This window comes from Paenibacillus dauci (genome assembly GCF_000971985.1).
Lineage (GTDB): Bacteria > Bacillota > Bacilli > Paenibacillales > Paenibacillaceae > Saccharibacillus > Saccharibacillus dauci.
The window spans coordinates 40195-60382 of sequence record NZ_KQ040802.1 but is presented as its reverse complement, the minus strand read 5'-3'; the positions used below and the strand labels follow the sequence as shown (position 1 = coordinate 60382).

Below are 20188 nucleotides of genomic sequence, written 5' to 3'. Positions count from 1 at the left end.
TATTCCCTCCTTCTTTAAATAATTAAGTGACTATTCTTCCTGACGCAGACCAAGACCCAGTTCCTGAAGCTTCTCTTGAACTTCTTCAAGAGATTTACGTCCCAGGTTGCGGACTTTCATCATGTCATCTTCGGATTTAGTAGTCAGTTCTTGTACCGTATTGATGCCGGCACGTTTCAAGCAGTTGTAAGAACGTACAGAGAGGTCAAGCTCTTCGATAGTCATCTCGAGCACTTTCTCTTTTTTGTCCTCTTCTTTTTCGACCATAATTTCAGCGTCTTTAGCTTCGTCGGTCAGACCTACGAACAGCATCAGATGCTCGGTCAGAATTTTGGCACCCAGACTTACTGCCTCTTCCGGACGAATGCTTCCATCTGTCCAGATCTCGATAGTCAGCTTGTCATAGTTCGTAACCTGGCCAACACGAGTATTTTCGATACCATAGTTAACACGGGAGATCGGAGTATAAATCGAATCGATCGGAATCACGCCGATAGGCTGATCAGAACGTTTGTTTTTATCTGCCGCTACATAACCGCGTCCACGATTTGCAAAAATACGCATGTGGAGTCTAGAACCTGGAGCCAGAGTGGCAATATGAAGATCCGGGTTAAGGATTTCCACGTCACTATCAGCACGGATATCTCCTGCAGTGACCACTCCATCTCCTTCTGCATCAATCTCTAACAATTTTTCTTCATCAGAGTGGATTTTCAGAGAAAGGGCCTTGAGGTTCAAAATAATTTCCGTAACGTCTTCCATTACTCCTTGAACCGTTGAGAACTCGTGCAATACACCATCGATTTGTACGGATGTTACCGCTGCTCCCGGAAGAGAAGAAAGCAAGATCCGGCGAAGTGAATTGCCAAGTGTTGTGCCGTAACCACGTTCGAGAGGTTCTACGATGAACTTGCCATAGGTTCCTTCATCATTTACATCTACGGTCTCAATTTTCGGCTTTTCGATTTCTATCACTGCAATATCCCTCCTTCAAAACGTCGCTTCGGTGAAACTGTCGCTAAAACTTTATTCAATAGACATGCAGTAGTCCCCGGCAAGCATAAATGCATCTCCGGGAGTATGACCACATTGAAGAGACATGCTTCGATTATACGCGACGACGTTTTGGTGGACGGCATCCGTTATGCGGGATTGGAGTTACATCCTTAATCAGGTTAACTTCCAGACCAGCTGCTTGCAGAGAACGAATTGCTGCTTCACGTCCAGCACCTGGACCTTTAACCATAACTTCAACAGCTTTCATGCCGTGTTCCATAGCTGCTTTAGCTGCTGTTTCAGCTGCCAGTTGTGCTGCGAATGGAGTGGACTTACGGGAACCTCTAAATCCAAGACCGCCGGAGCTAGCCCAGGAAATGGCATTACCATGAGGATCCGTAATAGTAACGATCGTATTGTTAAACGTGGAACGAATGTGTGCCACGCCAGATTCGATATTTTTACGGTCGCGACGCTTAGTACGTACGACTTTTTTAGCTTTAGCCATTGCTCATTAACCTCCCTTACTTCTTCTTGTTCGCTACTGTACGACGAGGACCCTTACGTGTACGAGCATTTGTTTTAGTACGTTGTCCACGAACCGGCAGACCACGACGGTGACGAACACCACGGTAGCATCCGATTTCGATCAGACGTTTGATGTTCAAAGAGATCTCACGACGAAGATCACCTTCAACCTTTGTACTTTCAATTGCTTCACGCAGTTTTCCTACTTCATCTTCAGTTAGATCGCGGACACGAGTGTTAAAGTCAATACCTGTACCACTCAGAATTTTCTGGGAAGTCGTTTTACCGATTCCGAAAATATATGTCAAGGCGATCTCAACGCGCTTATCACGTGGTAAATCTACACCAGCTATACGTGCCATTACGCTACACCTCCTCGATTAATTAACCTTGCTTTTGTTTGTGCTTAGGGTTTTCACAAATTACCATTACATTCCCTTTGCGGCGAATGACTTTGCATTTTTCGCAGATGGGCTTTACAGAAGGTCTTACCTTCATGTTAATTACCTCCTCAAGTTTTACTACCGTAAAACTTATTTCGTCAGCATATTATCTGCACCACAAATTTATATCACATAAGTATCTATTATACCATAGATTTATGCATTTGTGTTTTATTTACGATAAGTTATACGACCTTTTGTCAAATCATAAGGTGAAAGTTGAACTACCACCTTATCTCCAGTCAGAATACGGATAAAGTGCATCCGCAGCTTACCGGAAACATGAGCAAGAATCTGGTGACCATTTTCCAGCTCAACTTTGAACGTTGCATTCGGCAATGGTTCAAGAACCACGCCTTCTACCTCAATAACATCCTCTTTAGCCACAATGAGTTCCTCCTTAAACCGTATTTTTTTCGGCAGATTCAACAAACTTGGCAACTGCATGACGCAACTTTCCGTTTGTGACCCGTCCGCTTTCTTGCAAACTGTCTACGATTTCGCTACTCACCATCGGCATCAGCTCCAGATGAAGCAGATTCTTCTTCTTAGGCTGATCAAACTTGCGTTTGTTTCCGTCGGCGATATACACGAATTTCTCATCCGATATTGCAATGATTACAGCAGGTTGGCCAGCTCCTTTTCCCTTCGAAACTCTCACAACTTGACCGACCTGCGGGGATGTCCCTAGTTTCAAAACAATCACCTACGCGTTAAGTTTTGTGAAAATTTCCATACCGTCCGGTGTAACCGCAACTGTATGTTCAAAATGGGCACACAGTGAGCCATCAACCGTAACTACTGTCCATTTGTCTTCCAACGTTTTCACTTGCTGTCCACCAACATTCACCATCGGTTCAATTGCGAGAACCATTCCTGGTTTTAGCCGTGGACCCCGATCTGCGATCCCATAATTCGGGATTTTCGGATCTTCGTGCAATTTGGTTCCAATCCCGTGACCGACATACTCTCGTACGACCGACATCCCGGCATCTTCAATAAAACGCTGTATCGCATGTGATATTGTAAACAGACGCACCTCCGGTTTTACCAGGTCTAGTCCTGCAAATAAAGCCCCTTCTGTGACTTCCAAAAGACGCTTCGCTTCGTCAGAAATTTGTCCTACCGGATAGGTCCACGCCGAATCACCGTGATACCCCTGATACTGAGCTCCAATATCAAAAGTAACGATGTCGCCTTCTTGCAGTTTGCGTTTGCTTGGGAATCCATGAACAAGCTGCTCATTCACCGAAGCACAAATACTGGCAGGAAAACCATTGTATCCTTTGAACGATGGCAAGGCATTCTGGCTGCGAATATAACGGTCCGCAAGTTGATCGAGCTCTTCCGTTGTAATCCCTGGCTCGATAGACTGTTTGATCAAAGCGTGTGTTTCCGCTACGATTCGCCCTGCTTCTCGCATAAAGCCAAGTTCTGTTTCGGATTTGCAAATGATCATTCCGCTTAACCTCTCAGCAATGACACAATATCCTGTGATACTACGTCAATGCCTTGTTCGCCATCAATATCTCTCAGAAGATTGCGATCTCCGTAGTAAGAGAGCAAAGGTGCCGTCTTGTTACCGTACTCGTCAAGGCGGGTTGCTACACTTTCTTCGTTATCATCAGGTCTCTGATAGAGTTCCCCACCATCGATATCACATACGCCTTCTTGCTTCGGCGGATTGAATACGATGTGGTAAGTAGCACCGCAGGTTCTGCAAATGCGTCGTCCAGTAATACGAACGAGCAACTTATCCCGGTCTACTTTTAGATTGATTACGTGGTCCAGCTTACGGTCCATTGCCGCCAGCATTTTATCCAGCGCCTCAGCTTGAGCCAAAGTTCTAGGATAACCGTCAAGCAAAAAACCTTTTTCACAGTCAGGTTGAGCGAGCCGCTCTTCCACGATTCCATTGGTTACATCATCCGGTACCAGCAAACCCTGGTCAATGAATTCTTTGGCTTTTACTCCGATTGGAGTTTCCTGTTTGATCGCCAGACGAAATGCATCGCCTGTAGAAATATGAGGAATGCCCAGCTCTTTCACAATCACAGCAGCTTGTGTTCCTTTACCTGCTCCCGGAGGTCCCATGAATATAATGTTCACGCTTCGTCACTCCCCCTAAAACTACTCTTGCAAGAACAGCACGAAAGGTGCCGGATATGAATGGGACACCCCATTCAGCCGGAACCTGCCGTCTATTTATTGATAAAACCCTTATAATGGCGTTTGATAAGCTGGCTTTCGATCGTTTTCATGGTATCCAGTGCAACACCGATAACGATGAGAAGGGAAGTACCACCGATCTGAACGGATTTAGGCAGACCCGAGATTGCTCCCAGGAATACTGGTAATACCGAGATGAGCGCCAGGAACAGTGAACCGGTCATGGTCAAACGAGTCATAACACGAGTCAAGTAGGTAGCCGTAGGCTTGCCTGGACGAACGCCTGGAATATAACCACCGTTCTTCTTCATATTATCTGCCATTTGTGTAGGATTCATTTGCACAAATGTATAGAAGAAAGTAAAGCCTATAATCATTATAACATACAGCACCATACCGAGCGGCTGATCATACCAAAGATTCTTGGTAATCCATTGTGCCCAGAGATGTGTAGACCAAAAGCTTGCTATAATGATCGGGAATTGAAGCAGGGATACAGCGAAGATTACAGGGATAACACCAGCTGAATTGATCTTCAGTGGAATATGTGTATTCTGACCGCCATACATTTTGTTACCTACAACGCGTTTTGCATATTGCACCGGAATTTTCCGAATCCCTTGTTGGATAAAGATAACACCGACAACAATCAAAACTACGACAATAACAACGACAACCAGTTTCACAACGTTCATGAACGTTTGACCTGGCGCCAAGAAATCCGATTGAACCATATCACGAATATGCTGTGGAATTGCTGCCACGATCCCCGCGAAGATGATAATCGAGATCCCGTTACCAATTCCTTTTTCAGTGATCTGCTCGCCAAGCCACATCAGGAAAGATGTACCGGCCGTCAATACAAGTGCAATCAGAACATAACTCCAGATAGTAGCACCTGGAATCATTTCTGTGTTGTATAGACGGTTAAAGCCGATCGATGTACCAAAGGCCTGAATCAGACCCAGAATAACTGTACCGTAGCGAGTAATCTGTGCTAGCTTCTTTTTACCGTGTTCCCCTTGTTTTGCCCATTCCGCAAATTTCGGAATGACATCCATCGACAGTAACTGTACGATGATGGACGCTGTGATATACGGCATAATCCCGAGGGCAAAGATCGAGAATCGAGACAATGCTCCTCCGGAGAAGGTATTTAAAAGACCGAATAATTCTTGCCCCTGGTTATTTGTGGCAGTGAAAACTTCCGTGTTTACTCCAGGTACTGGTACAAACGAACCGATACGGTAGACAATCAGTACCAGCAGGGTAAATAGTATCCGATTTCTAAGATCCTCCACCCGCCATATATTCGTCAGGGTCTTGAACATTAGATCACCTCGGTTTTACCGCCGGCAGCCTCGATCTTCTCTACCGCAGATTGAGAGAACTTATTCGCTTTTACAGTCAGTTTTACAGACAGTTCGCCATTGCCCAGGATCTTGATTCCGCTTTTCGCACTTTTTACAATGCCTTGCTCCATCAAGAATTCCGGAGTAACTTCAGTATCAGCAGCCAGACTGTTCAGTTCAGCTACATTAACCAGTGCGTACTCTTTACGGGTTGGGTTAACAAATCCACGTTTCGGTAAACGACGATACAATGGGTTTTGACCGCCTTCAAATCCTGGACGAACACCACCGCCAGAGCGTGAATTTTGTCCTTTGTGACCACGACCCGATGTTTTACCAGTACCACTACTAGTTCCGCGACCGACACGTTTACGTTCTTTACGGGAACCAGGTGCTGGAGAAAGTTCATGCAATTTCATCGTTCGTTGCACCTCCTTATTGATAATAGGCTAATCTTTCGATCAATTAGCCTTGAATTTCTTTTACAGATACCAAGTGTTGTACTTGGTTAACCATGCCGCGAATAGCAGCATTGTCTTCTTGAATGACCGAATGGTTCAGTTTACGCAGTCCCAAAGTTTTTACAGTGACGCGTTGGTTTTCTGGACGACCGATCACGCTACGGACGAGGGTAATTTCCAATTTAGCCATGTGATTCCCTCCTTAACCGAGCAGCTCTTCGATTGTTTTTCCACGCAGTTTAGCTACATCTTCAGCACGTTTCAGGCGAGACAAGCCTTCCAGCGTAGCATTAACCATATTCATGGAGTTCGAAGAACCCAGGGATTTTGTCAAGATGTCACCTACACCAGCGAGTTCCAGAACGGCACGAACTGGACCACCAGCGATTACTCCAGTACCTTCAGATGCTGGCTTCAGCATTACGCGGCCTGCTCCGAATTTACCGTTTACGAGGTGAGGAATTGTAGTTCCTACGAGTGGAACGTGTACCAGGTTTTTCTTAGCATCTTCGATACCTTTACGAATCGCATCAGGTACTTCACCGGCTTTACCGAGACCAGCACCAACCCAGCCTTTACCGTCGCCTACTACTACTAGCGCGCTAAAGCTAAAACGACGTCCGCCCTTAACTACTTTAGCTACACGATTAATATGAACTACTCTTTCAGTAAGTTCTAAAGTATTTGGATCAATACGCAAGTCGTTTACCTCCTTTTTTACAATGTTTTAGAATTTAAGACCCGCTTCACGAGCTGCATCTGCCAGGGCTTGAATCCGTCCGTGATACAAATAGCCTCCGCGGTCAAATACAACAGACTCGTGTCCTTGTTCAACTGCACGTTTTGCGATCAGCTGTCCTACTTGAGTAGCAGCTTCAACACTACCGCCGTTTTTGATGTCTTTCAGATCTTTATCCTTAGTGGATGCAGATACCAAAGTTACACCAGCCACGTCGTCGATTAGTTGAGCATAGATGTGTTTTGCAGAACGGAAAATGTTCAGACGAGGACGCTGAGCAGTACCAGTGATGTTCTTACGAACACGCAGATGTCTTTTCAGACGAGCTTTATTTTTATCAGCTTTAGTAATCATGACTGTATATTTCACTCCCTTCATTTTACCTGAGCCAGCTTCAAGCTAGCTTGCTTGGGGTAATGAGCCATTATCCCCTAGCTTATTTTTTCTTACCAGCTTTACCTTCTTTACGAAGAATACGTTCGCCTTCATACTTGATACCTTTACCTTTATAAGGTTCTGGTTCGCGTACGGAGCGGATTTTAGCTGCGTAAGCACCTACGCGCTCTTTATCGATACCGTTAACTACGATACGAGTGTTAGTAGGTACATCGAACTCGATGCCTGCTTCCGGAGTAATTTCTACCGGGTGAGAGTAACCTACGTTCAGAACGATTTTATCGCCAGATTTGCTTGCGCGGTATCCGACACCAACCAGTTCCAGAGCTTTGGAGAAACCAGTAGTTACTCCGCTCACCATGTTACTCACAACACTGCGAGTTGTTCCGTGCAGGGAACGGTGAAGTTTATTGTCAGAAGGACGCTCAATCGTGATCACGTTACCTTCAACGTTTACTTTCATGTCTTTGTGAAGCTCACGGGACAGGGTTCCTTTCGGACCTTTTACCGTAAGAGTAGTGTTATCCATAGTGATTTCTACACCACTAGGTACTTCAATTGGTTTACGACCAATACGGGACATTGCGTTGCACCTCCTTATTTTATGACGTTAATTACCAAACGTAGCAAATAACTTCGCCGCCGCTTTTGGATTGACGAGCCTCTTTATCGGTTACCACTCCGTTAGAAGTAGAGATAATCGCGATTCCGAGTCCACCCAATACGCGAGGGATTTCATTGCTCTTCGTGTAAACGCGAAGTCCTGGTTTACTGATACGTTTCAGGCCAGTAATTACACGCTCGTTATTTTGACCGTATTTCAGGAAAATACGGATAATTCCTTGTTTGTTATCCTCAACCATTTCAGCATCACGAATGAAACCTTCACGTTTCAGGATATCAGCAATTTGCTTCTTCATTTTAGAAGCTGGAACTTCTACTGTTTCGTGACGCACAGTGTTGGCGTTACGAATACGAGTAAGCATATCAGCAATTGGATCTGACATAGACATGTGTGTGAACCTCCTTCCTGTTAATCAATGGTTTACCAGCTTGCTTTTTTCACGCCAGGAATCTGGCCTTTGTATGCCAATTCACGGAAGCAAATACGGCAAATTTTAAACTTTTGCAAAACGGAATGTGGACGACCACAACGTTCGCAACGAGTGTAAGCACGCACTTTGAACTTCGGTGTACGTTGTTGTTTAACTTTCATTGAAGTTTTAGCCACTTCGCCTGACACCTCCTAAAGATTTTCGGAGAAAAAGGGGCTTATATTCGAACCCCGTACATTTCACATTATTTTACGAAAGGCATACCCAGTTGGGTCAGCAGTTCACGGGACTCTTCGTCCGTTTTAGCTGTAGTTACGATAACGATATCCATACCACGTACTTTATCAACTTTATCGTACTCGATCTCTGGGAAGATCAGTTGCTCTTTCAGACCCAGTGTGTAGTTACCACGACCGTCGAACGCTTTGGAAGATACACCGCGGAAGTCACGTACGCGAGGCAGTGTAATGTTCACCAGTTTGTCCAGGAAGTAGTACATACGATCGCCGCGCAGTGTTACTTTAACACCGATTGGCATGTTTTCACGCAATTTAAATCCAGCGATGGATTTTTTAGCACGAGTGATAACTGGTTTTTGACCAGAGATCAGTTGCAGATCGCTTACAGCAGAATCCAATACTTTGGAGTTCGATACCGCTTCGCCCACACCCATGTTGATAACGATTTTTTCAACTTTAGGGACTTGCATAACAGTCGTGTAGTTGAATTTCGTAGTCAGGGAAGGTACGATTTCGTTCAGGTACATCTCTTTCATTCTTGAAGCCATTGTGGAAGGTCCTCCTTTCCTTAACAATTAGTATTAATCGATTGTATCTCCGGAGCGCTTAGCCACACGAACTTTTTTGCCGTTATCCAGTGTTTTGTAACCAATACGGGTTACTTTTTTTCCGTCCTTAGGATCAACGTGCATTACGTTCGAAACGTGGATAGGTGCTTCTTGCTCGATGCGTCCACCTTGCGGGTTCAGCTGAGTCGGTTTTTGATGCTTGGTGATCATATTCACGCCTTCAACCAGTACGCGATTTTCACGAGGATACGCAGCGATTACGCGACCTTTTTTACCTTTGTCTTTACCGCTGATTACGATAACCGTATCATCTTTTTTCACGTGCAGTTTGTTGTTGTGAGACTCCAACACTTTTTTCACTTTCGCCATTTCTGTACACCTCCTATAACTCACTCAGGCACAGGGCCTTATATCGGTATCGTTTAGATGACTTCCGGAGCCAGGGAAACGATTTTCATGTAATCGCGATCACGCAGTTCACGAGCAACTGGTCCAAAGATACGAGTACCACGAGGGCCTTTATCGTCTTTGATTACCACTGCTGCATTTTCATCAAATGCGATGTAAGAACCGTCTTTACGACGTACAGAGCTCTTCGTACGAACAACTACTGCTTTAACTACATCACCTTTTTTGACAACGCCGCCTGGTGTTGCTTGTTTTACAGAACACACAATAGTATCGCCAATAGCAGCTGTACGACGTCCAGTACCACCCAATACGCGAATACACATCAGTTCTTTTGCGCCGGAGTTATCGGCTACAGCCAAACGTGTAAATGGTTGAATCATTTCTAGTTCCTCCTTCCAGGCAACTTATATCAAATCATCAAATGATGATTGCTTCTTCTACAACTTCCACCAGTCTCCAGTTTTTATCCTTGGACAGTGGACGAGTTTCCATGATTTTAACAACGTCACCGATTTTCGCAGTGTTGTTTTCATCATGAGCTTTGAATTTCTTAGTGTACTTAATGCGTTTGTGATACAGATCATGCTTTTTGTAAGTTTCTACAGCTACAACAATAGTTTTATCCATTTTGTCGCTGACAACTTTGCCTACCTGTACTTTACGGGCATTACGTTCGCTCATAGTGGGCCTCCTCCCTCAGCTGACGGCAATCACAAGCTCGTCAAATATTGGATTATGAAGTAATTCCGAGTTCTCTTTCACGAACTACTGTTTTAGCACGTGCAATTTGCTTACGGACTGCGCTAATACGAGTAGGGTTATCCAATTGACCGGTAGCAAGTTGAAAGCGCAGGTTAAAGAGTTCCTCTTTAAAACCAGCAATCTTTTGCTCGATTTCAGCAGTGGTAAGGTTGCGCAATTCATTAGCCTTCATTTGCTTCACCACCCAATTCTTCACGTTTCACAAACTTAGTTTTTACCGGCAATTTATGAGAAGCCAGACGCATTGCTTCACGTGCAATCTCTTCAGATACGCCAGCAAGTTCAAACATAATTTTTCCTGGTTTAACGATGGCAACCCATTTTTCTACGTTACCTTTACCGCTACCCATACGAACCTCGAGAGGCTTTTGAGTAATAGGTTTATCCGGGAAAATTTTGATCCATACTTTACCACCACGTTTGATATAACGAGTCATAGCAATACGGGCAGCTTCGATTTGACGGTTCGTGATCCATGCAGGCTCAGTAGCTTGCAGGCCGAATTCGCCGAAGTTCAGTTCAGTACCGCCTTTAGCGCGACCAGCCATTCCTGGACGGTGCTGTTTACGGTGTTTTACACGTTTAGGTACCAACATGATTAGTTGCCTCCTTCCTGAGCAGCTTGTTTCTTAGCCGTAGGAAGAACCTCGCCACGATAGATCCATACTTTTACGCCGATACGGCCGTAAGTTGTATGAGCTTCAGCTGTACCATAATCGATATCAGCACGAAGTGTATGCAGTGGAACAGTTCCTTCGCTGTAACCTTCGGAACGGGCGATTTCAGCACCGCCAAGACGTCCGCTAACGGCTGTTTTGATTCCTTTAGCGCCAGAGCGCATAGTTCTTTGGATCGATTGTTTCAGAGCACGACGGAAAGAAACGCGACGTTCCAGTTGTTGTGCAATGCTTTCAGCAACGAGGATAGCATCCAGTTCCTGATTTTTGATTTCGGAAATGTTGATGTGAACTTTTTTACCGCCTGCGATTTTAGTCACTTCATTACGAAGTACTTCAACCTCAGAACCACCGCGTCCGATAACCATACCAGGTTTCGCAGTGTTGATTGTAACGTTCACGCGATTAGCCGCTCTCTCGATTTCGATTCGGGAGACAGCGGACTCCTTCAGTTTCGTCTTCAGGTATTCACGGATACGAACGTCTTCCAGAAGAAGATCGCCGAAGTCTTTACCAGCATACCATTTAGATTCCCAGTCACGGATAATACCTACACGCAATCCGATGGGATTTACCTTTTGGCCCACACGTTTTCCCTCCTTTTATTTTTCAGTTACCACCAAAGAAATGTGGCTGGTGCGTTTGTTGATCTTACTTGCGCGTCCCATTGCACGAGGGCGGAACCGCTTCAAAGTAGGACCTTGGTTTACGAAAGCTTCAGAAATGAACAGGTTGTTCACGTCCAGAGATTCGTTTTTCTCAGTGCTGATGAACTCAGCATTGGCGATTGCGGAGTTAAGAAGTTTCTCAACTACCGGAGATGCAGATTTTGGTGTATGACGCAGAATTGCGATCGCTTCACCAACCTGCTTTCCGCGGATCAGGTCAACAACCAGTTGAACTTTGCGCGGAGCGATGCGTACAAACTTTGCATGTGCTTTCGCTTGCATTGCGTGACCTCCTCTCTTACTTTTACAACACTATATTAACGTCTTGTTTTTCTGTCATCGTCAGTGTGACCTTTGTACGTACGAGTTGGTGCGAACTCACCAAGCTTGTGTCCGACCATATCTTCCGTTACGTATACAGGCACATGTTTGCGTCCATCATAGACAGCGAAAGTGTGTCCGATGAATTGTGGGAAAATTGTGGAGCGACGGGACCAAGTTTTGATCACTGTTTTTTTGTTGTCAGCATCCAGAACTTCCACTTTTTTCAGCAAGTATCCATCCACGAAAGGACCTTTTTTAAGACTACGGCTCATAGGTTGAATCCTCCCTTCATCTTTTCGTCACTTCATACTTTACAAGCATTCACGCACAAATCTTACTTCGTGCGGCGGCGAATGATGTATTGATCGGAAGCTTTACCTTTTTTACGAGTTTTGTAACCCAGAGTTGGTTTACCCCAAGGTGACATTGGAGATTTACGACCGATAGGAGCTTTACCTTCACCACCACCGTGTGGGTGATCGTTAGGGTTCATAACTACGCCTCGAACTTGTGGACGTTTGCCCAACCAGCGGTTACGACCAGCTTTACCGATTTTGATCAATTCGTGATCTTCGTTACCTACAGAACCGATTGTAGCGCGGCATACTTTGAGTACGCGACGTACTTCACCGGAAGACAGGCGGATAGATACGTATTTTTCTTCTTTACCAAGCAATTGGGCTTCCGTACCAGCTGCGCGAACGAGCTGACCACCTTTACCTGGTTTCAATTCGATATTGTGGATAACTGTACCTACAGGAATGTTTTCCAGTGGAAGGGAGTTACCAATTTTGATATCGGATTCTGGACCGGAGAATACTTGATCTCCAACTTTCAGTCCTTTTGGAGCGATGATGTAGCGTTTTTCGCCATCAGCGTAATGCAGCAGCGCGATGTTGGAAGTACGGTTTGGATCGTACTCGATTGTAGCAACGCGACCTGGTATTCCATCTTTGTTACGCTTGAAGTCGATGATACGGTATTTACGCTTGTGTCCGCCGCCGTGGTGACGAACAGTAATTTTACCTTGGTTGTTACGGCCTGCTTTTTTGAAAAGCGGAGCCAGCAACGTTTTCTCCGGTTGATTCGTTGTAATCTCTTCGAATGTCGAAACACTCATATTACGACGAGCCGGGGATGTCGGTTTGTACTTTTTAATAGGCACGGGTTGTCCTCCTTACTCTACAGATTCAAAAAACTCAAGCGGTTTGCTTTCTGGAGCCAATGTTACGATTGCTTTCTTCCATTCGGAAGTATAACCACTGTAACGGCCATAACGTTTTGGTTTAGCTGGCATGCGAAGAGTGTTAACTTTAGACACTTTCACTTTGAAGATTTCTTCAATTGCCTTTTTGATTTCCGTTTTATTCGAACGAATGTCAACTTCGAAAGCATATTTCAGTTCGCTCATGTAGTCAGCAGTACGCTCAGTAATTACCGGACGCTTGATTATATCGCGTGGATCCTTCATTACGCGAACACCTCCTCTACCTTCTGAACTGCTTCCTTCGTCAGAATCAGTTTATCGTGCACAAGCACGTCTAGAACATTTACACCGTCAGCTGCAACAAATTTAACACCTGGGATGTTACGAGCAGAAAGAGCTACGTTATTGTCGTACTCGGAAGCTACGATCAATGCTTTACGGTCTACTTTCAGGTTGTTCAGGATTGCTGCAAACTCTTTAGTTTTTGGACTATTCAGAGTCAGTGCATCCAGAACGATGATTTCATTAGCTACTACTTTGGAAGACAAAGCAGATTTGATCGCCAAACGACGAACTTTTTTAGGAAGTTTGAAAGCATAGCTACGTGGAGTTGGTCCAAATACTACGCCGCCGCCTTTCCATTGTGGAGAACGGATAGAACCTTGACGAGCACGTCCAGTTCCTTTCTGTTTCCATGGTTTGCGTCCACCACCGCGAACTTCAGAGCGTCCTTTTACTTTGTGAGTACCTTGACGAAGAGAAGCGCGTTGCATAACAACTGCATCGTGGAGCACGCTAGTATTAGGTTCGATACCGAATACGGAATCGCTCAATTCGATTTCACCAACCTGGCTGCCATCGATACTATAAAGTGCTACTTTGGGCATTTCATGTTCCTCCTTTCTTTTTTAATTATTTTTTCACCGTTTCTTTAACTTTAACGAAGCTATTTTTAGGGCCTGGAATAGAGCCTTTAACGAGAATTACGTTACGCTCTGCATCCACGCGGATAACTTCGAGGCGTTGGATCGTTACTGTATCATGACCCATGTGACCTGGCAGACGTTTACCTTTCGGTACACGGTTCGCTTGGATAGAACCCATGGAACCTGGTCTGCGATGATAACGGGAACCGTGAGACATTGGTCCGCGGCTTTGTCCCCAACGTTTGATAACGCCGGCAAAACCTTTACCTTTGGAAATACCCGTTACGTCAACGAACTCACCTTCAGCAAACAAGTCTGCTTTGAGTTCCTGGCCAACCTCGACATTTGCGAGGTCAACACCGCGAATTTCGCGAACGTAGCGCTTAGGCACAGTGTTTGCTTTAGTAGCATGTCCTGCTTCCGGTTTGTTAGATCTGCTTGCTTTTTTATCAGCAAAACCGATTTGTACCGCTTCGTATCCGTCATTTTCCAGGTCTTTCTTCTGCAGAACCACACATGGTCCAGCTTCGATTACCGTTACAGGAATAACGTTACCTTCCGCGGTAAAGACTTGAGTCATACCAAGTTTTCTTCCTAAGATACCTTTCATGTTGACACCTCTTTTCGCTTTTGCGTATTACCACATCTATGTGGATTAAAGTTTGATTTCGATATCTACGCCAGACGGTAAGTCCAGACGCATCAGAGCATCCACAGTTTGTGGAGTTGGGTTAACAATGTCGATCAAACGCTTATGTGTGCGTTGTTCGAATTGTTCACGAGAATCTTTGTATTTATGCACCGCACGGAGAATAGTGATGATTTGTTTCTCAGTCGGAAGCGGGATCGGTCCGGATACTCCTGCGCCGGAACGTTTAGCCGTTTCAACGATTTTCTCTGCGGATTGATCAAGAATTCTGTGATCGTAAGCTTTCAAGCGAATACGAATCTTTTGCTTTGCCATTTTAGTCCCTCCTTTTATCGCCCAATTTATTATCGGACATACTCCGTGAAAATTTTCCAACTCACCGCTCATGGCAAAGGAGCCGGGTGTGTCAGTAACCTCTCACATCATCGCAACGTCTCAGCACAACATTAGTTATTATATATGATAAGCTGGTTGATGCGCAAGTCTTTTTTGAAACTTTCCATAAAAAAATAAGACCTGCACCTTTTTGCAAAGGAAGCAGGCCTCATCTTAACTTTCGATTAGGATACAATGTTGCTTCGTTACAATACATTGTTGCTTATTTAAATCTTCCGGATCCCGAAGATCACGCGGAAAGATTAATTATTTGGAGATGGTAGCTACCGCACCAGCGCCAACTGTACGTCCACCTTCGCGAATCGCGAAGCGTGTACCTTCTTCAATCGCAATTGGATTGATCAGGGATACAGTAACAGTGATGTTGTCGCCAGGCATAACCATTTCAGTACCTTCTGGCAGGGAGATAACGCCAGTTACGTCAGTTGTACGGAAGTAGAACTGTGGACGGTAACCAGTGAAGAAAGGCTTGTGACGGCCACCTTCTTCTTTTGTCAGAACGTATACTTGAGCAGAAAACTCAGTATGCGGGTTAACAGAACCTGGTTTGGACAGTACTTGTCCACGCTCGATTTGTGCACGGTCTACACCACGCAGCAGGGCGCCGATGTTGTCACCAGCTTGAGCGGAATCCATCAGTTTACGGAACATTTCTACGCCCGTAACAACAGATTTCTTAGTTTCTTCTTGGATACCAACGATTTCGATCTCGTCGCCGACTTTAACAGTACCACGCTCGATACGGCCAGTTGCAACTGTACCACGACCAGTGATAGAGAATACGTCCTCGACAGGCATCAGGAACGGACGGTCAGTGTCGCGTTCTGGAGTTGGAATGTAAGTATCGATTGTTTCGAACATTTCAACGATTTTCTTAGCCCAGTCGCCATCAGGGTTAGCCAGTGCTTCACGAGCAGAACCACGAGTGATTGGAGTATCGTCGCCTGGGAAATCGTATTCGCTCAGCAGATCGCGAACTTCCATTTCAACCAGTTCCAGAAGCTCTTCGTCTTCTACCATGTCGCATTTGTTCAGGAATACTACGATGTAAGGTACGCCTACTTGGCGGGACAGCAGGATGTGCTCACGAGTCTGTGGCATAGGGCCGTCAGCTGCGGATACAACCAGGATCGCTCCGTCCATTTGTGCAGCACCAGTGATCATGTTTTTAACATAGTCAGCGTGACCAGGGCAGTCAACGTGTGCATAGTGACGGTTAGGAGTTTCGTATTCTACGTGTGCAGTAGAGATAGTGATACCGCGCTCGCGCTCTTCAGGAGCTTTATCGATTTGATCGAATGCTACAGCAGCACCACCGTAAGTTTTGGACAGTACAGTTGTGATTGCAGCAGTCAGAGTTGTTTTACCATGATCGACGTGACCGATAGTACCGATGTTAACGTGCGGTTTATTACGTTCAAATTTAGCCTTTGCCATTTTAAACAGTTCCTCCTTGAAGGTAGTGTTGTTTATTTTTGTTATGGAATATGGATCAGAAAGCGGTCAAACCGCCTCCTGCCTACTCCATAAGTGAAAACATAATTCGGACTTAGCCGTTAGCTTTTGCACTAACTGCTTCAGCAATGCTCTTAGGTACTTCTTCATAATGAGAAAGTTCCATGGAGAACACGCCTCGTCCTTGTGTACCGGAACGAAGTGTTGTGGAATATCCAAACATTTCGGACAGAGGTACTTTTGCACGGATAATTTGAGTACCGCTGCGGGAATCCATACCTTCGATACGGCCGCGACGGGAGTTCAGCATACCCATTACGTCACCCATGTACTCTTCTGGTACTGTAACTTCAACTTTCATGATTGGCTCCAGCAGGACAGGTTTACACTTGTCTTTTGCGGATTTCAATGCCATCGAACCGGCAATTTTAAATGCCATCTCGTTGGAATCGACATCATGATAAGATCCGTCTACAACTGTAGCTTTTACGTCTACAACCGGGAAGCCTGCAAGAACACCGTTCTTCATTTGCTCCTCGATACCTTGAAGTGCAGGACCAACGTATTCTCTTGGTACGGAACCACCGACGATTTTGCTTTCGAATTGGTTACCAGTACCTGCTTCGAGAGGTTCGAATTCAACCCATACGTGACCGTATTGACCACGACCACCGGATTGACGTACGAATTTACCTTCGACGCGAGCTGGCTGACGGAATGTTTCACGATAAGCAACCTGTGGTTGACCTACGTTAGTTTCAACCTTAAATTCACGACGCATACGGTCGATAATGATATCAAGGTGAAGCTCACCCATACCTGCCAGGATAGTTTGTCCTGTTTCTTCATTAGTAGAAGCGCGCAGAGTTGGATCTTCTTCCGTCAATTTACCCAGAGCAGTTGCCATTTTATCTTGGTCTGCTTTGGTTTTTGGCTCAACTGCGATCTCGATAACCGGATCAGGGAAGTTCATGGACTCCAAGATAACCGGATTCTTCTCATCACACAGTGTATCACCAGTTCCTGTATCTTTCAAACCAACAGCTGCAGCGATATCACCAGCGTAAACTACGCTGATTTCTTCACGGCTGTTAGCGTGCATCTGCAGGATACGACCGATACGTTCGCGTTTGCCTTTAGTGGCATTCAGAACGTAAGAACCGGATTGCAGTACACCAGAGTATACACGGAAGAATGTCAGTTTACCCACATAAGGGTCAGTCATGATTTTGAATGCCAGTGCAGAGAATGGTTCTTCATCCGAAGAATGACGAATTTCTTCTGTACCGTCTTCGAGTTGACCGTTGATCGCCGGTACATCCAGTGGCGATGGCAGGTAATCGATAACTGCATCCAACATCGGCTGAACACCTTTGTTGCGGTAAGAGGAACCACAGATTACAGGGAAGATCTTAACATCACAAACACCTTTACGGAGAGCAGATTTGATTTCGTCAACCGTCAGCTCTTCTCCTTCAAGGTATTTCATCATCAGATCTTCGTCCAGTTCTGATACTTTCTCTACCAGTTCCATACGAAGCTCATCAACAGTATCTTTCAAATCGGCTGGGATCTCGATATCTACCGGATCTTTACCCAGATCATCTTTGTACTGGATGGCTTTCATTTCAATAATATCGATAATACCTACGAAGTCATTTTCTGCACCGATCGGCAATTGAATCGCTACTGCGTTCGCTTGCAGACGATCGCGCATGTCTTTAACTACGTTCAGGTAATCAGCACCGATAATATCCATTTTATTGACATAAGCGATACGAGGTACACCATAACGGTCTGCTTGTCTCCAAACAGTCTCGGATTGTGGCTCAACGCCCTCTTTCGCACTAAATACGCCTACGGCCCCGTCCAATACACGCAGGGAACGTTCAACTTCAACAGTGAAGTCAACGTGACCTGGAGTATCAATGATATTAACGCGGTGGCCCTTCCACTGAGCAGTCGTAGCCGCGGATGTAATCGTAATACCGCGCTCTTGTTCTTGCTCCATCCAGTCCATTGTCGCAGCGCCTTCGTGAACTTCACCGATTTTGTGCGTACGGCCTGTATAGAACAAGATACGTTCTGTAGTGGTTGTTTTACCGGCATCAATGTGTGCCATGATACCAATATTACGTGTATTTTTCAAGGAGAACTCTCTTGCCATGAATAGGTGCTCCCTTCAAAAATAGGAATTTTTGAAAATTGGCTTGAATCCTACCAGCGGTAGTGAGCAAACGCTTTGTTCGCTTCAGCCATTTTGTGTGTATCTTCACGTTTTTTCACGGATGCGCCAGTGTTATTGGATGCATCGATGATTTCTGCTGCTAAACGCTCTTCCATAGTCTTCTCGCCGCGGTTGCGGGAGTAGTTTACGAGCCAACGCAGACCAAGGGAAGTACGTCTCTCCGGCTTAACTTCGATAGGTACTTGATAGTTAGCGCCACCGACACGGCGAGCTTTAACTTCGAGAACCGGCATGATGTTTTTGATTGCCGCCTCGAATACTTCCATAGGATCATTTCCTGTACGTTCTTGGATCAGGTTGAACGCGTTATAAAGAATGCTTTGAGCAACTCCACGTTTTCCGTCGATCATGATGCGGTTGATCAGGCGAGTAACAAGCTTGCTGTTATAAACCGGATCAGGCAACACGTCTCTTTTGGTAACTGGACCTTTTCTTGGCATGTTTATCCCCCTTTCTTAAATGTGCAGTGCAGATTTCTGCACTATCGAATTACTTTTTCTCTTTAGGACGTTTTGTACCATATTTGGAACGACCTTGCATACGGTTGTTAACGCCTGCTGTATCCAGCGCGCCACGAACGATATGATAACGAACCCCTGGTAAGTCTTTAACCCGGCCACCGCGTACGAGTACTACGCTGTGCTCTTGAAGGTTATGACCGATACCCGGAATGTAAGCAGTAACCTCGATACGGTTAGTTAAACGTACACGAGCATACTTACGAAGCGCGGAGTTAGGTTTTTTCGGAGTCATCGTACCTACACGAGTACATACACCACGTTTTTGTGGAGCACTCAGGTTTGTCTCTTGACGCTTCAGAGCATTAAACCCTTTTTGCAGTGCAGGAGATTTCGATTTCTCGATTTTCGCTTGACGTCCTTTACGGACCAATTGATTGATAGTTGGCATTGTATTGCCACCCCCTTCCCATATTTTCAGTTCTTTTGTAAACCGATTGTTAAGCCCACAGACCCAGGCGGTTCATAAAAGAACAAATGAAAAGTTTTTGCCTGCCGTTCTGACTAGCAAAAACGTTCCTTATTGCATTATTTAAGGACAACAGCCATTGCACTTCCCACTTCGATTCCACATGCTTTGCCCAGTTCCTTCATCGTATCTACATAAGTGATTCTGACAGAGTGCTTGGAACACAATTGCACGATCTTTGAAATGAGATGCTGCTCTGCATCCTGCGCAACATAGACTTCATCAGCTTGCCCCGTTTCGACCATTCGCATTGTCTGCTTGGTGCCGATCTTGATACGGGCATCCTGTAATCCTTTATCATTAGTCATCTTAACGATTCCCTCCAAAAGATCAGGGATCAGCGCTCTATTCACGCACCTTTGCTATATTAGCATTACCATACGGTTAGTGTCAATAGATAAGTTGAATGTTCTATAAAGAATTGTGGGGATAATTATATGGATAAAGCAGTAGTTTCACCGGGAAAGATAGCTTCCCGGCGTAAACCCTACTGTATATCATATCAATTCACTGCTCTCACAGTCAATCGTT

General features: G+C 45.2%; 35 protein-coding genes. All 35 read right to left on the bottom strand.

All coding sequences use genetic code 11. The annotated features are described in order from the left end of the window. Positions 1–30: 30 nt before the first annotated feature. Complete coding sequence (locus WH46_RS07095; RefSeq protein ID WP_017815388.1) at positions 31–975, bottom strand: DNA-directed RNA polymerase subunit alpha; 945 nt, start codon at positions 973–975, stop codon at positions 31–33. A gap of 133 nt (positions 976–1108) precedes the next feature. Continuing rightward, a complete protein-coding gene (gene rpsK, locus WH46_RS07090) occupies positions 1109–1504 on the bottom strand; it encodes a 30S ribosomal protein S11 (RefSeq protein ID WP_017815387.1) in 396 nt (131 codons plus the stop codon). A gap of 16 nt (positions 1505–1520) precedes the next feature. Further along, positions 1521–1886, bottom strand: coding sequence for a 30S ribosomal protein S13 (rpsM, locus tag WH46_RS07085; RefSeq protein WP_017815386.1), 366 nt, complete (start codon positions 1884–1886; stop codon positions 1521–1523). Between the two features lie 22 nt (positions 1887–1908). After that, complete coding sequence (gene rpmJ, locus WH46_RS07080) at positions 1909–2022, bottom strand: 50S ribosomal protein L36 (protein WP_003333770.1); 114 nt, start codon at positions 2020–2022, stop codon at positions 1909–1911. A gap of 116 nt (positions 2023–2138) precedes the next feature. After that, the gene (infA, locus tag WH46_RS07075; RefSeq protein ID WP_017815385.1) at positions 2139–2354 is read right to left on the bottom strand and encodes a translation initiation factor IF-1; all 216 of its coding nucleotides are present in this window, start codon (positions 2352–2354) and stop codon (positions 2139–2141) included. Positions 2355–2367: 13 nt separating this feature from the next. Next, entirely contained in the window at positions 2368–2664 is a 297-nt protein-coding gene (locus WH46_RS07070; protein ID WP_017815384.1) for a hypothetical protein, read from the bottom strand. A gap of 9 nt (positions 2665–2673) precedes the next feature. Further along, positions 2674–3426 carry a type I methionyl aminopeptidase gene (gene map, locus WH46_RS07065; RefSeq protein WP_017815383.1) on the bottom strand — a complete coding sequence of 251 codons (753 nt, stop codon included), beginning with the start codon at positions 3424–3426 and terminating at the stop codon, positions 2674–2676. Between the two features lie 5 nt (positions 3427–3431). Continuing rightward, entirely contained in the window at positions 3432–4076 is a 645-nt protein-coding gene (locus WH46_RS07060; RefSeq protein ID WP_026136398.1) for an adenylate kinase, read from the bottom strand. Between the two features lie 92 nt (positions 4077–4168). Next, positions 4169–5467 carry a preprotein translocase subunit SecY gene (gene secY / locus WH46_RS07055; protein ID WP_017815381.1) on the bottom strand — a complete coding sequence of 433 codons (1299 nt, stop codon included), beginning with the start codon at positions 5465–5467 and terminating at the stop codon, positions 4169–4171. Then, entirely contained in the window at positions 5467–5907 is a 441-nt protein-coding gene (rplO, locus tag WH46_RS07050) for a 50S ribosomal protein L15 (protein WP_017815380.1), read from the bottom strand. The genes secY and rplO overlap by 1 nt, the downstream gene beginning before the upstream one ends. A gap of 46 nt (positions 5908–5953) precedes the next feature. After that, positions 5954–6139 carry a 50S ribosomal protein L30 gene (gene rpmD, locus WH46_RS07045; RefSeq protein WP_017815379.1) on the bottom strand — a complete coding sequence of 62 codons (186 nt, stop codon included), beginning with the start codon at positions 6137–6139 and terminating at the stop codon, positions 5954–5956. A gap of 12 nt (positions 6140–6151) precedes the next feature. After that, positions 6152–6649 (bottom strand): 30S ribosomal protein S5, encoded by a 498-nt coding sequence (gene rpsE / locus WH46_RS07040; RefSeq protein WP_017815378.1) that lies wholly within the window; start codon positions 6647–6649, stop codon positions 6152–6154. A gap of 27 nt (positions 6650–6676) precedes the next feature. Next, positions 6677–7042 (bottom strand): 50S ribosomal protein L18, encoded by a 366-nt coding sequence (rplR, locus tag WH46_RS07035; RefSeq protein WP_017815377.1) that lies wholly within the window; start codon positions 7040–7042, stop codon positions 6677–6679. Between the two features lie 82 nt (positions 7043–7124). Then, positions 7125–7667: a 50S ribosomal protein L6 gene (gene rplF / locus WH46_RS07030; protein ID WP_017815376.1), complete on the bottom strand. Its 543-nt coding sequence runs from the start codon at positions 7665–7667 to the stop codon at positions 7125–7127. Positions 7668–7698: 31 nt separating this feature from the next. Beyond that, the gene (gene rpsH / locus WH46_RS07025; protein WP_017815375.1) at positions 7699–8097 is read right to left on the bottom strand and encodes a 30S ribosomal protein S8; all 399 of its coding nucleotides are present in this window, start codon (positions 8095–8097) and stop codon (positions 7699–7701) included. 32 nt (positions 8098–8129) lie between these two features. After that, positions 8130–8315: a type Z 30S ribosomal protein S14 gene (locus WH46_RS23800; protein ID WP_013312154.1), complete on the bottom strand. Its 186-nt coding sequence runs from the start codon at positions 8313–8315 to the stop codon at positions 8130–8132. Positions 8316–8383: 68 nt separating this feature from the next. Continuing rightward, positions 8384–8926 (bottom strand): 50S ribosomal protein L5, encoded by a 543-nt coding sequence (gene rplE, locus WH46_RS07020; RefSeq protein ID WP_017815374.1) that lies wholly within the window; start codon positions 8924–8926, stop codon positions 8384–8386. Between the two features lie 33 nt (positions 8927–8959). Then, positions 8960–9316, bottom strand: a complete 357-nt coding sequence (rplX, locus tag WH46_RS07015) for a 50S ribosomal protein L24 (RefSeq protein WP_017815373.1) — start codon at positions 9314–9316, stop codon at positions 8960–8962. A gap of 53 nt (positions 9317–9369) precedes the next feature. Next, positions 9370–9738, bottom strand: coding sequence for a 50S ribosomal protein L14 (gene rplN / locus WH46_RS07010; protein ID WP_017815372.1), 369 nt, complete (start codon positions 9736–9738; stop codon positions 9370–9372). A 37-nt stretch (positions 9739–9775) separates the two neighbouring features. Continuing rightward, entirely contained in the window at positions 9776–10039 is a 264-nt protein-coding gene (rpsQ, locus tag WH46_RS07005) for a 30S ribosomal protein S17 (RefSeq protein WP_017815371.1), read from the bottom strand. Between the two features lie 52 nt (positions 10040–10091). Beyond that, the gene (gene rpmC, locus WH46_RS07000; RefSeq protein WP_017815370.1) at positions 10092–10292 is read right to left on the bottom strand and encodes a 50S ribosomal protein L29; all 201 of its coding nucleotides are present in this window, start codon (positions 10290–10292) and stop codon (positions 10092–10094) included. Beyond that, positions 10282–10716 carry a 50S ribosomal protein L16 gene (gene rplP / locus WH46_RS06995; RefSeq protein ID WP_017815369.1) on the bottom strand — a complete coding sequence of 145 codons (435 nt, stop codon included), beginning with the start codon at positions 10714–10716 and terminating at the stop codon, positions 10282–10284. Before rplP ends, rpmC begins: the two co-directional genes overlap by 11 nt. Positions 10717–10718: 2 nt before the next feature. Next, entirely contained in the window at positions 10719–11384 is a 666-nt protein-coding gene (rpsC, locus tag WH46_RS06990) for a 30S ribosomal protein S3 (protein WP_017815368.1), read from the bottom strand. Between the two features lie 15 nt (positions 11385–11399). After that, positions 11400–11747, bottom strand: coding sequence for a 50S ribosomal protein L22 (gene rplV, locus WH46_RS06985; RefSeq protein ID WP_017815367.1), 348 nt, complete (start codon positions 11745–11747; stop codon positions 11400–11402). Between the two features lie 35 nt (positions 11748–11782). Beyond that, positions 11783–12061 (bottom strand): 30S ribosomal protein S19, encoded by a 279-nt coding sequence (gene rpsS / locus WH46_RS06980; protein ID WP_017815366.1) that lies wholly within the window; start codon positions 12059–12061, stop codon positions 11783–11785. A gap of 62 nt (positions 12062–12123) precedes the next feature. Next, a complete protein-coding gene (gene rplB / locus WH46_RS06975; RefSeq protein WP_017815365.1) occupies positions 12124–12954 on the bottom strand; it encodes a 50S ribosomal protein L2 in 831 nt (276 codons plus the stop codon). Positions 12955–12966: 12 nt separating this feature from the next. After that, a complete protein-coding gene (rplW, locus tag WH46_RS06970; RefSeq protein ID WP_017815364.1) occupies positions 12967–13260 on the bottom strand; it encodes a 50S ribosomal protein L23 in 294 nt (97 codons plus the stop codon). Further along, positions 13260–13883 carry a 50S ribosomal protein L4 gene (gene rplD / locus WH46_RS06965; RefSeq protein ID WP_017815363.1) on the bottom strand — a complete coding sequence of 208 codons (624 nt, stop codon included), beginning with the start codon at positions 13881–13883 and terminating at the stop codon, positions 13260–13262. The genes rplW and rplD overlap by 1 nt, the downstream gene beginning before the upstream one ends. 25 nt (positions 13884–13908) lie before the next feature. Next, positions 13909–14532 (bottom strand): 50S ribosomal protein L3, encoded by a 624-nt coding sequence (gene rplC / locus WH46_RS06960; RefSeq protein ID WP_017815362.1) that lies wholly within the window; start codon positions 14530–14532, stop codon positions 13909–13911. Positions 14533–14577: 45 nt separating this feature from the next. Further along, positions 14578–14886: a 30S ribosomal protein S10 gene (rpsJ, locus tag WH46_RS06955; RefSeq protein WP_017692074.1), complete on the bottom strand. Its 309-nt coding sequence runs from the start codon at positions 14884–14886 to the stop codon at positions 14578–14580. Positions 14887–15213: 327 nt separating this feature from the next. Next, entirely contained in the window at positions 15214–16404 is a 1191-nt protein-coding gene (gene tuf / locus WH46_RS06950) for an elongation factor Tu (RefSeq protein ID WP_017815361.1), read from the bottom strand. A 112-nt stretch (positions 16405–16516) separates the two neighbouring features. Next, positions 16517–18589 (bottom strand): elongation factor G, encoded by a 2073-nt coding sequence (fusA, locus tag WH46_RS06945; RefSeq protein ID WP_017815360.1) that lies wholly within the window; start codon positions 18587–18589, stop codon positions 16517–16519. A gap of 50 nt (positions 18590–18639) precedes the next feature. Continuing rightward, positions 18640–19110, bottom strand: a complete 471-nt coding sequence (gene rpsG / locus WH46_RS06940) for a 30S ribosomal protein S7 (RefSeq protein WP_017815359.1) — start codon at positions 19108–19110, stop codon at positions 18640–18642. A 49-nt stretch (positions 19111–19159) separates the two neighbouring features. After that, complete coding sequence (gene rpsL / locus WH46_RS06935; RefSeq protein ID WP_017815358.1) at positions 19160–19579, bottom strand: 30S ribosomal protein S12; 420 nt, start codon at positions 19577–19579, stop codon at positions 19160–19162. Positions 19580–19716: 137 nt separating this feature from the next. After that, on the bottom strand, positions 19717–19965 hold the full coding sequence (locus tag WH46_RS06930; RefSeq protein ID WP_017815357.1) for a ribosomal L7Ae/L30e/S12e/Gadd45 family protein: 249 nt from the start codon (positions 19963–19965) through the stop codon (positions 19717–19719). Positions 19966–20188: the final 223 nt, after the last annotated feature.